At 67.0% G+C, this 13182-nt stretch carries 9 protein-coding genes; 1 reads left to right on the forward strand and 8 read right to left on the reverse strand.

Translation table 11 applies throughout. From position 1 onward, the window contains the following. The 8 genes from ACZ4NT_RS20965 to ngcE all read right to left on the reverse strand — a co-directional run. Positions 1 to 278 (reverse strand): 1-deoxy-D-xylulose-5-phosphate synthase N-terminal domain-containing protein (locus tag ACZ4NT_RS20965; protein ID WP_467726854.1); only part of this gene is annotated, 278 nt, incomplete at its 3' end. A gap of 230 nt (positions 279 to 508) precedes the next feature. Beyond that, a complete protein-coding gene (locus ACZ4NT_RS20970; RefSeq protein WP_121406644.1) occupies positions 509 to 1801 on the reverse strand; it encodes an ABC transporter permease subunit in 1293 nt (430 codons plus the stop codon). Further along, complete coding sequence (locus ACZ4NT_RS20975; protein ID WP_121406643.1) at positions 1798 to 2589, reverse strand: ATP-binding cassette domain-containing protein; 792 nt, start codon at positions 2587 to 2589, stop codon at positions 1798 to 1800. The genes ACZ4NT_RS20970 and ACZ4NT_RS20975 overlap by 4 nt, the downstream gene beginning before the upstream one ends. 185 nt (positions 2590 to 2774) lie before the next feature. Further along, positions 2775 to 3881 carry a substrate-binding domain-containing protein gene (locus ACZ4NT_RS20980; RefSeq protein ID WP_183117107.1) on the reverse strand — a complete coding sequence of 369 codons (1107 nt, stop codon included), beginning with the start codon at positions 3879 to 3881 and terminating at the stop codon, positions 2775 to 2777. Positions 3882 to 4014: 133 nt separating this feature from the next. Next, positions 4015 to 5214 carry an ROK family transcriptional regulator gene (locus tag ACZ4NT_RS20985; protein WP_121406641.1) on the reverse strand — a complete coding sequence of 400 codons (1200 nt, stop codon included), beginning with the start codon at positions 5212 to 5214 and terminating at the stop codon, positions 4015 to 4017. A gap of 240 nt (positions 5215 to 5454) precedes the next feature. Next, positions 5455 to 6390, reverse strand: coding sequence for a carbohydrate ABC transporter permease (locus tag ACZ4NT_RS20990; RefSeq protein WP_121406640.1), 936 nt, complete (start codon positions 6388 to 6390; stop codon positions 5455 to 5457). 14 nt (positions 6391 to 6404) lie between these two features. Continuing rightward, entirely contained in the window at positions 6405 to 7337 is a 933-nt protein-coding gene (locus ACZ4NT_RS20995) for a carbohydrate ABC transporter permease (protein WP_121406639.1), read from the reverse strand. A gap of 34 nt (positions 7338 to 7371) precedes the next feature. Further along, a complete protein-coding gene (gene ngcE, locus ACZ4NT_RS21000; protein ID WP_121406638.1) occupies positions 7372 to 8817 on the reverse strand; it encodes an N-acetylglucosamine/diacetylchitobiose ABC transporter substrate-binding protein in 1446 nt (481 codons plus the stop codon). A 444-nt stretch (positions 8818 to 9261) separates the two neighbouring features. On the opposite strand from ngcE, the gene ACZ4NT_RS21005 reads away from it, so the two are divergent. After that, the gene (locus ACZ4NT_RS21005) at positions 9262 to 13062 is read left to right on the forward strand and encodes a GH92 family glycosyl hydrolase (RefSeq protein ID WP_183117063.1); all 3801 of its coding nucleotides are present in this window, start codon (positions 9262 to 9264) and stop codon (positions 13060 to 13062) included. Positions 13063 to 13182 lie beyond the last annotated feature (120 nt).

A 13182-nucleotide genomic window follows, 5' to 3' on the forward strand; every position in this document is an offset into this window, starting at 1 on the left:
TTCATCTTGAGCTTGGAGAAGTCCTGGCGGCCGGTGAGCAGCTTGTGGACGTAGGACTGGTGGCCCGTGTCCCACAGCACCCGGTCCCGCGGCGATTCGAAGACGCGGTGCAGGGCGATGGTCAGCTCGACGACACCGAGGTTGGGGCCGAGGTGGCCGCCGGTCTTGGAGACCTCTTCGACCAGGAACGTCCTGATCTCCTCGGCCAGCTGCGTCAGCTCTTCCAGGCTGAGCCGGTCCAGATCGCGCGGTCCCCTGATGCGGGTCAGCAGCGGCACCCGTGCCTCCTTGCAGTAGAGCTGTTCGAGCTTTGCCGGGTCTGTCGAGTCTAATGTTCCGCCTTCGGCGACGGCGCCCGGGCCTTGCGTTGTACGTCACGCGAACGGACGTAAATGTTCTCGTACGAGCGTTCCACCGCAGGACGCAGGGTGCACCGGGACAGAGAAGTGCCCGGCACCGCCATTGGCGCCGGGCACTTCGATCAAGGGCCGGAAGAGGCCGGGGGCTGCTAGGCGCGGCCCGCGGTCTTCTGGGTCTTGCGGGTGACGGAGTCGATCACGACCGTCGCGAGCAGGACACCACCGGTGATCATGTACTGGATCGGCGTGGCGATGCCCTCGAGGGCCAGGCCGTACTGGATCGAGGTGATGACCATGACACCGAGCAGCGCGTTCCACGTGCGGCCGCGGCCGCCGAAGAGGCTGGTGCCGCCGATGACGGCCGCCGCGATGACGTTCATCAGCAGGTCACCGGCACCGGCGCTCTGGTTGGCCGCGGCGATCTTGGACGACCAGAACAGACCGCCGACGGCGGCGAAGAAGCCCGCGATGGCGAAGACCGAGATCCGCACCCCCGTGACGTTGATACCGGCACGACGGGAGGCCTCGACGCTGCCGCCGAGCGCGAAGATCTTGCGGCCGTATCCCGTGCGGCGCAGCAGGAAGTCGGTGCCGACCAGGACGAGCAGGAACAGCAGCAGGGCCAAGGGCAGGCCCTTGTACTGGTTGAACATGATCGCCGCGGCGAACCCGACGATCGCGAGCAGGACCGTGCGGAGCACGATCTCGCTGAGCGGCCGGGACGGGACGCCCGCGGCCTCGCGGCGGCGGCTGTCCAGGAACGAGGTGACGAAGAAGACCACGACCGCGAGGGCGGCGAGGCCGTAGGCGGCCGCGACGTCCGAGAAGTAGTACGTGGTCAGCTTGCCGACGACACCGTCGCCGTCGATGTTGATCGTGCCGTTCTCACCCAGGATCTGGAGCATGAAGCCGAGCCAGAACAGCAGGCCGGCCAGGGTGACAGCGAACGCGGGCGCACCGATCCGGGCGAAGAAGAAGCCGTGGATCGCGCCGATGGCCGCACCGCTGGCGAGGGCGATGACCACGGCCAGCCACTCGTTCATGCCGTGCGTGACGGTGAGGACGGCGGTGATGGCTCCCGCGACACCACTGACCGAGCCGACCGACAGGTCGATCTCGCCGAGCAGCAGCACGAAGATGATGCCGACGGACATCATGCCGGTGGCCACCATCGCGACCGCGATGTTGTTGATGTTCTCGGACGAGAGGAACGCCGAGTTCAGGCTCTGGAAGATCGCGCAGATGAGGATCAGACCGACGATGACCGGGATGGAGCCCAGGTCACCGCCGCGCATCTTGCGCTTGAACTCGTCGAGGTAGCCGGCGAAGCCGCGCTCGCGGACCAGCAGCCGGGGGTCGACGGCGACGTCGGCTCCGGCGGCGGCCTCGGGGTTCACCACGGCGGTGTCGCCGGTGGTGGCGGAGGTCTTGTCGATGCTCACTTCTGAGCCTCCCCGTTGCTGCGCGCCGCACGACGGGTCACGGCGTTGTCCGTGGCGCCGGTGATGGCGGAGATGATCTCTTCCTGCGAGGTCGACTTGACCTCGAAGATGCCGTTGTTGCGGCCGAGCCGGAGCACGGCCACCTTGTCGGCGACGGCCTTCACATCGGCCATGTTGTGGCTGATGAGCAGGACCGCGTGGCCGCGCTCGCGCAGCCGCTCGACCAGGTCGAGCACCTGGGCCGTCTGCTCCACGCCGAGCGCCGCGGTGGGCTCGTCGAGGATGACCAGCTTCGGCTCGCCGAGCATGGAACGGGCGATGGCCACGGTCTGGCGCTGACCGCCGGAGAGCGAGGCGATCGGGATGCGCACGCTGGGGATGCGGATCGACAGCGTCTGGAGCAGTTCGCGGGAGCGGCGCTCCATCTCGACCTCGTCCAGGATGCCGCGCTTCTTCAGCTCACGGCCCAGGTAGAGGTTGCCGACGACATCGATGTTGTCGCACAGCGCGAGGTCCTGGTAGACCGTCGCGACGCCCAGGTTCTGGGCGTCGTGCGGCTTGTTGATCTGGACGGCCTTGCCGTCCCACTCGATGACACCCTCATCGATGGGATGCACGCCGGCGATCGTCTTGACCAGCGTGGACTTTCCGGCGCCGTTGTCGCCCACCAGGGCGACGACTTCACCGGCGTGGACCTCAAGCTCTACGTCGGTGAGCGCCTGGACGGCACCGAACCGCTTGGAGACCCCGCGCAACGCCAGCACGGGCGTAGCGGACACGTGAACCATCTCCTTCGCCGCCTGACCCGGCGGGAGGTTGTGCAGAAGTTTGGGAGGGGGTGAGTGTTCCGTCCGGCGCCCCGCCCGAGCTTGCGGGGCTGGTGAGTGCGGGGCGCCGGAGGAGCCTTCGGTGCGAGTCCCGTCAGGGGAATTCAAGGACGAATTCCCCTGACTGCAAAGGGACTCGGCGGTGATTAGTTCAGGCCGGCCTTCTCGCAGGCGGACTTGTACTTGGCGGTGCAGATGTCGTTGACGGTGTAGACGCCGTCCTTGACGACGGTGTCCTTGATGTTGTCCTTCGTCAGCGAGGTGACGGGGACGAGCACCGACGGGACACCCTTGGTGGTCGGGCTGTCGACCGAGTCCTTGGCGACGTCGCCGAGGTCCTTGCCCTGGGCGAGCGCGACAGCCATCTCGGCGGCGGCGTCGGCCTCGGGGGCGTAGGGCTTGTAGACGCTCATGTACTGCTCACCCGCGACGATGCGCTGCACACCGGCGAGCTCGGCGTCCTGACCGGTGACCGGCGGGAGCGGGGTGACGCCCGCGGACTTCAGGGCGGTGATGATGCCGCCCGCCATGCCGTCGTTCGCGGAGTACACGCCGACGATGTTCTTCTTGCCGATCGCGGAGATCGCCGCATCCATGTTCGAGTTGGCGTTCTCCGGCTTCCACTCCTTGGTGTCGTACGACTTCGCGATGTCGACCTTGCCCTTGAGCTCGGCCAGCGCGCCCTTCTTGAAGAGGGCGGCGTTCGGGTCGGTGATCGCGCCGTTCATCATGACGATCTTGGCGGAGGGCTTGGCCTTGTCACCCAGGGCCTCCAGGAGCGCCTTGCCCTGGACGTGGCCGACCTCTTCGTTGTCGAAGGAGGTGTAGGCCTTGATCGGGCCCTCGGCGAGGCGGTCGTAGGCGACGACCGGGATGCCGGCGTCGTCGGCCTTCTTGACCGAGTTGGCGATCGCCTTGGAGTCGACGGCGTCGACGATGAGGACGTCCACCTTGTTGGTGATCATCGTGTCGACCTGCTGCGACTGGGTGGTCGCGTCCTGCTTGGCGTTGGCGTAGACGACCTCGCCCTTGTTGTTCGTCAGCTCCTTGATCTTCTTCTCGATCAGGGGCTTGTCGAACTTCTCGTAGCGCGCGGTCTGGTTCTCGGGAAGGAGCAGACCGACCTTGATCGCGTCGCCCTTCTTCGCCGAGCTGGAGCTGTCGCTGTCGCCACCGGACTCCTTGGCGCTGCCACAGGCGGCCAGCGAAACGGCCATCGCACCAGCGGCAACGGCAACGGCGGCACGACGCATACGCGTGTTCACTTCAGAAACCTCCCTGACGAGGCCGCGACGTTGCGGCCGAGGTGGCTGGAAGTCAACTCGGCCACACGTGCGACGTCAAGAAGTAAATCCTTAACGAGATGGCAACGGTGCCATCCGTTCTCTAAGTGAAGGCAGGAGTGACGGCTGGCAGAGAACCGTCCAAAAGGGTCGAATCACCCATCTCGCTGAGGGCGAGAGCGAGTGCTCCGAGGACCTCCGCACGGCCTCCAAGAGCCCCTGGCAACACCGAGAGTTGACGCGCGGCACTGGGGATGGCGTACCGGCCGACAGACTCCCTGATGGGCCCGAGAACCAGCTCCCCGGCCTCGGCGAGATCGCCACCGAGGACCACCCGGCTCGGGTTCAGCAAATTGCAGAGATTCGCGACTCCACTCCCGATGTGGCGGCCGACGTCGGCGATCACCCGACGGCAGCCCGGATCACCGTCCCGCGCCAGCCGGACGACGCCCTCCATGCTCAGATCCGTGCCGTGACTGGACTGGAGGAGCGGCAGCACATACCGCGCGGCCGCGAAGGTCTCCAGGCAGCCCCGGTTACCGCAGCGGCAGACCGGACCGGACTCATCAAGAGTAATATGCCCGATTTCTCCCGCTGTGCCACCCGGGCCACGGTAGATCTTGCCGCTGATCACCAGACCGGCGCCCACGCCGCTCGCGACCTTGATGTACGCCAGGTCGCGCACGCCCCGGCCGCTCCCCCACACCAGCTCGCCGAGAGCGCCCAGGTTGGCGTCGTTGTCCACGTGCACGGGCACGCCGAGCCGCCCCCGCAGCTCCTCGGCGGGCCGCGTGCCGGTCCAGCCCGGCAGGATGGCGGTGGAGCCCAGCGTGCCGGACTCGACGTCGATCGGGCCGGGCACGCCGAGGCCCACCCCGGCGATCTTCGACCGGTCGACTCCTGTTGCTGCAATCAGGCGACTGACCAGCTCCTCGGCCCGGTCGAACCCCTGCGCGGCGGAGGCGTCGACATCGAGGGGTTCGGACTCCTCGGCCAGCACCTGATGGGCGAGATTCCCGACCGCGACGCGCAAATGCGTGTGCCCGAAGTCCACACCGATGACGATGCCGGCGTCGCCGCTGAGCGAGACGCTGCGGGCCCTGCGACCCCCCGCCGACGTGGGCGTGACCTCGACCGTTCCGCCGTCCTTGAGCTCGCGCACGATGTTGGAGACCGTTGCAGCGGACAGGCCCGTCGTCCTCGCGATCTCCGCCTGCGTGAGCGACCCGGCAAGGCGCACCGCACGGACGACGCGCTCCAGATTTGCTCGGTGCAGCGACGACTGCGACCCCGGAGTCTCCATCGACTCATCCACTCCTGCCCTCAGCCGGGCGGCGCCGATGCCGCCCGTGTGATCCAGGCCACAGCAATGGGACCCGGGTCACTTACAAGTTGTGAACTCCAAGCTCCGCTGAACGGGTTACCGCAGTCAAGTCCTTGACGGAAATCGGGACCATCGATCGCCTTTCCGGCGCCGTCACCGTCCGGACACGCGTACGCCACCCCCGCGTCGGGGGTGGCGTACGCGCGCGGTTGCTCCGGGCTACTTGAGGGTGGCCGAGGTGAGGCCCGCCTGGACCTGGCGCTGGAAGGACAGGTAGACCACCAGCATCGGGATCATCGCGATGGTGACGCCGGCGAAGAGGACCGGCAGGTCGGTGGCGTACCCCTGCTGCTGCTGGAGCTGGATGAGCCCCTGCGTGAGGACGTACCGCTCGGGATCCCCGCCCGCCTGTGGCTGCATCAGGACCGACGGCAGGATGTACTGGTTCCACTGGCCGAGCACGTTGAAGATGCCGACGCTCAGCAGTCCCGGCTTGGCCATCGGCAGCATGACCTGGAAGAACGCCCTGGTGTGCGAGGCGCCGTCCAGGACCGCCGCCTCGAAGACCGCGTGCGGCAGCGTGCGGAAGAAGGCGTGCATGAAGAAGACGGTGAACGGCATCGAGTAGGCGATGTAGACCAGGATCAGCCCTTGGTACGTGTTCAACATGTCCAGCCGCTTCACCATGAAGAACAGCGGCACCAGGGCGAGGAACACGGGGAACATCGCCCCGCCGACGAAGAAGTAGTACACGAGCCGGTTGCCCGGGAACTCGTAGCGGGCCAGGACGTAGGCCGCCATCGAGCCGAGCAGCATGGTCAGCGGGACCGAGAACACGAGCACGATGACCGTGTTCGTGAAGTAGTCGCCGATGCCCTTGTCCCAGGCCCTGCTGAAGACGTCGAGCTGCCAGTTCGTCGGCCAGCCGAGCGCCGAACCGCCGATCTGCGCGTCGGTCTTGAAGGAGCCCAGGACCAGCCAGATCAGGGGCAGGATGATCAGCACGGCCCACAGGGCGAGGAATCCGTGCGAGAAGACGTTGAGGGTGAGTCCCTCGCTGCGCCGGTCTCCGGGGCGCGGCGGGGCCTTGCTGACCGACCGCTGGCCGGGGACGCCGCCGCCGACCGCGGTCGGCTCCTTGATGGGTGCGCTCATGGTCTCTCTCCCGCTCAGAACTCGATGCGCTCGCGGCGGGTGGCGCGCAGCGTGACCACGGACAGGATCAGGGTGAGGAGGAGCATGATGACGCCCATCGCGCAGGCGTAGCCGCTCTTCCCGTAGTAGAGGAAGTTGCGCATCATCACGTTGGACATCACTTCGCTGTGATGGTCGGGGCCGCCGCCGTAGCCCGCTCCCTGGGTCATCGTGGAGACGAGCACGAACATGTCCATCGCGATGATGCCGAGGTAGACCCAGGCGGTCTGCACGGTGTCCCAGAGCAGCGGCAGGGTGACCCGGAAGAAGGTCTGGGTGCGCTTGGCGCCGTCGAGCAGCGCGGCCTCGTAGATGTCCTTCGGGATGGACTGCATGGCGGCGGAGAACAGCACCAGGTAGAAGCCGACGCCGTGCCAGACGACCACCGCCACCAGGCACCACAGCACCATGTTGGGCTCGTTCATCCACTCCACGGGGCTGTTCTCGTCGACCAGTCCCAGCTTGATGAGGATGCCGTTGAGCAGGCCGCCGCCGTCACTGCGGTAGACCGCCCCGAAGAGCACCGCGAGGATCGCCAGCGAGAGCACCTGCGGGAAGAAGTAGACGATCTTGTAGAAGCCCGAGCCCGCCACGCCCTGCACACCGCCGGCCCCACCCCGCCCGCCCGCGTTCACCATGAAGGCGAAGAAGAGGGCGAGCAGGATGGTGACGACCGGGATGAACAGCAGGAACAGGATGTTGTGCCAGATCGCTCCGAGGAAGACGTCGTCCTGGAACAGGGTCTTGTAATTGTCCAGACCGACGAAACTGAACGTCTGCGACTGGCCCTTCCAGTCGGTGAAGGAGTAGCCGATGGTCTGTATGTACGGCCAGATCACGAAGATCAGATACAGAGCCAATGGTGCGAGGAGAAACCCCGCGACGAACCGGTACTGCCCTTTTCGCATGGCATCCTGCCCCTGGTGTTCCGGGTGAGCGTGATCAGTCGCGGTGGTTCTTCTTGGACTCCGGGTCCTTGGCCGCCTTGTCGACCGCCTGCTGGGCCCGCTTCAGCCATTCCTTCGGCTGAATTCGCTTGGACATCAGCTCGTTGGACGCGTTCTCGATGGCGGTGCCCATCTCGCTGTACCAGTTGATGTACAGGTAATTGAAGGTGTTGTCACCCGCCGCCTTCGAGGCCTCGACGGTGGACTGCGTACCGGGACGCAGCTGCACGCCGTCCGCCACACCGTCCTTGAGGATGGTGAGGGAGTTCGCCTTCTGCGCGAAGACCGTCGACCATTCCTTGGAGAGCATGGACCGCATGAACTCCTGGGCGCCGGGCAGGTTTCCGGCCTTCTTCGGGATGATGAAGGGCTCGCCCGAACCGGCCCGGATCGCCTCGAACGGCAGCGCGCTGTCCGGCAGCACCGGCATCGGCAGGAACTTCATGTCGAAGTCGTCCGGCGTCTGCTTGAGCTGCTCGTTCTCCAGCCAGGAGCCGGAGGTGATGAAGGCGGCCTTGTACTGGTTCCACCGGGTCTGCGACTCGGTGTGGGTGAGGCCGTTGGTGCCCGGCATCAGGTAGCCCTTCTCGACGATCTCGTAGATCGCCTCGATGGCCGCCTGGGCGGCGTCGCTGCCGACGAACGCCTTCGGGTCGAGGTTGTCGATCGCCTTCATGGCGTCCAGACCGCCCTTCTTGGCGATCAGGTCCATGATGGCGACGTTGATGTAGTACGGGTACTTGCCCTGGTGGGCGAGGCCGCCGATGCCCTGCGACTTGGCGTCCTTGCAGATGGCCAGGAAGTCGTCCCAGGTCTTCGGCGGCTCCCAGCCCTTCTCCTTGAAGAGCTTGCCGGAGTACCACAGACCCCACACCGTGTAGATGTAGTTGAGGGCCACGACCTTGCCGCCCTGCAGGCCCGGGTCGAGGGTGCCGGGGATCAGGGTGTCGCGGACCTTCTTGCTCGGGTCGTCGATGGACGGCGCGTCGAGCACCTCGGCGAGGTCCAGCAACTGGTCGTTCTTGTAGAGCACGTCCAGCTTGATCTGCTGGGCGCCGGAGTCGTCGACGATGTCCGGCGGGGTGTTGTTGTTGAAGCGCGGCTGGAGTTTGCCGGTGATCTCCTGGGTGCCGGTGTGGGCGCTCTTGGTGCCCCACTTCTTGTCGAACGCGGCTTCCCAGGCCTTCGCGTAGTCGTCGCCGTATCCGCCCTTGAAGACGACGACGTCGAGCTTGCTGCCCTTCTCCACACCAAAGGGGTTCTTCTTGCTGGTCTTGCCCTTGTTCCCGTCACCCGAGTCGTCGTCGCCCCCGCCGCTGGCACACGCGGACAGGAAGCTCATCGTCGGGACGGTGATCAGGCCGAGCGCGGCGGACCGCTTGATCAAAGCGCGGCGGCCGACACCCTCGGTGTTGCTGTTCTCGGCGGAAGTGGATCCCATGCTCAAGTCCTCGCCTTCTCCAGGACTCAGGCGGTGAACCGGATCCTCCCCGGCACCGCGGTGTGGTGAAGCTGGGGTCGTGCGTGGGGGATTCAGCTGGACGGCACGGCATTCGGCGTGTTGGGCACGGTGCGTGACATCGAGATTCCCCCCCGGGTCCTGCCTGTCCTCCGACCATCGAAGACGGCGGACCAGACGCCGACAGGTATAGTCCACTTCCCGCCAGCGGAGCAAGATCGAATGCAGGTTTGCCCGTGGGTCTTTTCCGAGTTGAGACCTCACGGAAATATGGGGCGCCTGTGGACTCCCGCAGAGAGAAATCCCTGACATCAGGCCCGAATGCCGCATCCAACACCCTTGACATCACTGGCAACTTGACTCCCTACTGGTCCTTGCGCAGCGAAATTGACAACGTTGTCCGAAGCGCAGGGAGGGTGCTCACGCATGCAGAGAGCTCGACTCAGACGGGGTTCCTCGGCGGTCGTCGCAACGGCCGCCTTCGCTCTGGTGATGGCCTCACAGGGCGCCGCCGTCGCGCGGCCGGCCGAAAAGGCCGCCGCCGACCAGGAGTTCGCCTCCTCCTTCGAAACAGGCGATCCCGCACCGGACTGGCTGAATACGGTGGATACGTCGCCGGACGGCACGAAACGCTCCTCGGGTGTCGACGGCGGCTACAGCAGCGGCATCCCGGGCAATGTGAGCGACCACGTCACGGACCTCCGGGCGAGCGGTGAGAACGCGGGCGGCGGGGAGGTGAAGGAGAACCTCGTCGACGGCGAGTCGAGCACCAAGTGGCTCACCTTCGCGCCCACCGGCTGGGTCGAGTTCGACTTGGACGCCCCGGTCAAGCTGGTCACCTACGCGCTCACGTCCGCGAACGACCACGACGAGCGCGACCCCAAGGACTGGACCCTGCAGGGCTCGGCCGACGGCAAGGACTGGAAGGACCTCGACAGCCGCTCCGGCGCATCCTTCTCCGCACGGTTCCAGACGAAGTCCTACGACCTGGCACAGCCGGCGGAGTACCAGCACTTCCGGTGGCAGGTCACGAGGAACAACGGCGCCTCGGACGCCACGCAACTCGCCGACCTGCAGTTCTCCGTCGGCGGCACCGACGATCCGGCCCCCAGGGACATGCTCTCGCTGGTGGACCGCGGCCCGAGCGGCTCCCCCACCGCCAAGGCGGGCGCGGGCTTCACGGGCAAGCGGGCCCTGCGCTACGCCGGTACGCACAAGACGGACGGGCACGCCTACTCGTACAACAAGGTCTTCGACGTGAACGTCGCGGTCGGCCGGGACACCGAGCTGTCGTACCGGATCTTCCCGTCGATGGCGGACGGCGACCGGGACTACGACGCCACGAACGTGTCCGTGGACCTGGTGTTCACGGACGGCACGTATCTGAGCGGCCTGAACGCCACCGACCAGCACGGATTCGCGCTCACCCCGCAGGGCCAGGGCGCGTCCAAGGTCCTGTACGTCAACCAGTGGAACAACGTCCGCTCCCGGATCGGGTCCGTCGCGGCGGGCCGCACCGTGGACCGGATACTCGTGGCGTACGACTCCCCGAAGGGGCCGGCGAAGTTCCGCGGCTGGCTGGACGACATCGCCGTGAAGGCCGTCGCGCCCGAGAAGCCGAAGGCGCACCTGTCGGACTACGCGCTGACGACCCGGGGCACCAACTCCAGTGGTGGCTTCTCACGCGGCAACAACTTCCCGGCGACGGCCGTGCCGCACGGCTTCAACTTCTGGACGCCGGTCACCAACGCGGGCTCGCTGAGCTGGCTGTACGACTACGCCCGCTCCAACAACGCGGACAACCTGCCGACCATCCAGGCGTTCAGCGCGAGCCACGAACCGAGTCCGTGGATGGGCGACCGGCAGACCTTCCAGGTGATGCCGTCGGCCGCCTCCGGCACCCCGGACACCGGCCGCGGCGCCCGTGCCCTCGCCTTCCGGCACGAGAACGAGACGGCCCGCCCGTACTACTACGGGGTCACGTTCGAGAACGGGCTCAAGGCGGAGATGGCGCCCACCGACCACGCCGCCTCACTGCGCTTCACCTACCCCGGTGACGACGCGAGCGTCGTCTTCGACAACGTGACCGACCAGGCCGGCCTCACCCTCGACAAGGAGAGCGGGACCTTCACCGGCTACTCGGACGTGAAGTCGGGCCTGTCCACCGGGGCCACCCGGCTGTTCGTGTACGGCGTCTTCGACGCGCCGGTGACGGAGGGGACCTCGTCGGGCGTCAAGGGCTACCTGAAGTTCAAGCCGGGCGCCGACCACTCGGTCACCCTGCGGCTGGCGACCTCGCTCATCAGCATCGACCAGGCGAAGGACAACCTGCGCCAGGAGATCCCGGACGGCACCTCGTTCGGAACCGTGAAGGCGCGGGCGCAGCAGCAGTGGGACGGCATCCTCGGCAAGGTGGAGGTCGAGGGCGCGACCCCCGACCAGCTGACCACGCTGTACTCCAGCCTGTACCGGCTGTACCTGTACCCCAACTCCGGCTTCGAGAAGGTCGGCTCGAAGTACCAGTACGCCTCGCCGTTCTCGGCGATGCCGAACCCGGACACCCCGACGCACACCGGCGCGAAGATCGTCGACGGCAAGGTGTACGTCAACAACGGTTTCTGGGACACCTACCGGACGACCTGGCCGGCCTACTCGCTGCTGACCCCCGGCCAGGCCGGTGAGATGGTCGACGGGTTCGTCCAGCAGTACAAGGACGGCGGCTGGACCTCGCGCTGGTCCTCGCCCGGCTACGCGGACCTTATGACCGGCACGTCCTCGGACGTGGCGTTCGCGGACGCGTACGTGAAGGGTGTCGACTTCGACGCGGAGTCCGCGTACAAGGCGGCCGTGAAGAACGCCACCGTCGTCCCGCCGTCGTCCGGTGTGGGCCGCAAGGGCATGTCGACCTCGCCCTTCCTCGGCTACACGAGCACCGACACGCACGAGGGCCTGTCGTGGGCGCTGGAGGGCTACCTCAACGACTACGGCATCGCGAAGATGGGCGAGGCCCTCTACAAGAAGACCGGCAAGAAGCAGTACAAGGAGGAGTCCGCGTACTTCCTCAACCGGGCGCAGGACTACGTCAACCTCTTCGACACGAAGGCCGGCTTCTTCCAGGGCCGCGACGCCAAGGGCGACTGGCGGGTCGAGTCCTCGAAGTACGACCCGCGTGTGTGGGGGTACGACTACACCGAGACCAACGGCTGGGGCTACGCGTTCACGGCGCCCCAGGACAGCCGGGGCCTCGCGAACCTGTACGGCGGGCGCGGCTCTCTCGCGGAGAAGCTGGACACCTACTTCGCGACGCCGGAGACGGCCTCGCCGGAGTTCGTCGGCTCGTACGGCGGTGTCATCCACGAGATGACGGAGGCCCGTGACGTCCGGATGGGCATGTACGGGCACTCCAACCAGGTGGCGCACCACGTCAACTACATGTACGACGCGGCGGGTCAGCCCTGGAAGACGCAGAAGAACGTCCGCGAGGTGCTCTCCCGCCTCTACACCGGCAGTGAGATCGGCCAGGGCTACCACGGCGACGAGGACAACGGCGAGCAGTCGGCCTGGTACCTCTTCTCCTCGCTCGGCTTCTACCCGCTGGTGATGGGCAGCGGCGAGTACGCCGTCGGCTCCCCCCTGTTCACCAAGGCCACCGTGCACCTGGAGAACGGCCGGGACCTGGTGGTCAAGGCGCCGAAGAACAGCGCGAGGAACGTGTACGTGCAGGGACTGAAGGTCAACGGCAAGGCCTGGAAGTCGACCTCCCTGCCGCACGCGCTGATCGCCAAGGGCGGGGTGCTGGAGTTCGACATGGGCTCCAAGCCGTCCGCCTGGGGCTCCGGCAAGAAGGACGCACCGGTGTCCGTCACCCAGGACGACAAGGTGCCCTCGCCGCGGGCGGACACGCTGAAGGGTGACGGCGCGCTCTTCGACAACACCTCGGCGACGAACGCGAGCGTGACATCGGTGGAGCTGCCGGTCGCCGCGCGCACCAAGGGAGTTCAGTACACCCTGACCTCCGCGGACCACACGAAGGCGCCGACCGGCTGGACCCTGCAGGGTTCCTCGGACGGCACCCACTGGTCGACGCTCGACAAGCGCTCCGGCGAGTCCTTCGCGTGGGACAAGCAGACCCGGGCCTTCTCGGTGGCGACGCCGCGGTCGTACGCGCACTACCGGCTGGTCCTGACCGGCGAGGCGACGCTGGCGGAGGTGGAACTGCTGGCCTGACCCTTCTCCCCGGAGAAGCGGGGGGGGGGGGGGGGGGGGGGGGGGGGGGGGGGGGGGTTGGGGGGGGGGGGGGGGGGGGGGGGGGGGGGGGAGAAAGGGGGGGGGGGGGGGGGGCGGGAC

The sequence above is a fragment of the Streptomyces sp. NPDC026417 genome, from assembly GCF_055567695.1.

What these genes read in the sequence shown, in the direction of transcription:
- ACZ4NT_RS20995 (WP_121406639.1), bottom strand. Translation starts at nt 7,337, where the DNA reads ATGCGAAAAGGGCAGTACCGGTTCGTCGCGGGGTTTCTCCTCGCACCA.
- ngcE (WP_121406638.1), bottom strand. Translation starts at nt 8,817, where the DNA reads ATGGGATCCACTTCCGCCGAGAACAGCAACACCGAGGGTGTCGGCCGC.
- ACZ4NT_RS20985 (WP_121406641.1), bottom strand. Translation starts at nt 5,214, where the DNA reads ATGGAGACTCCGGGGTCGCAGTCGTCGCTGCACCGAGCAAATCTGGAG.
- ACZ4NT_RS20980 (WP_183117107.1), bottom strand. Translation starts at nt 3,881, where the DNA reads ATGCGTCGTGCCGCCGTTGCCGTTGCCGCTGGTGCGATGGCCGTTTCG.
- ACZ4NT_RS20990 (WP_121406640.1), bottom strand. Translation starts at nt 6,390, where the DNA reads ATGAGCGCACCCATCAAGGAGCCGACCGCGGTCGGCGGCGGCGTCCCC.
- ACZ4NT_RS21005 (WP_183117063.1), top strand. Translation starts at nt 9,262, where the DNA reads ATGCAGAGAGCTCGACTCAGACGGGGTTCCTCGGCGGTCGTCGCAACG.
- ACZ4NT_RS20975 (WP_121406643.1), bottom strand. Translation starts at nt 2,589, where the DNA reads ATGGTTCACGTGTCCGCTACGCCCGTGCTGGCGTTGCGCGGGGTCTCC.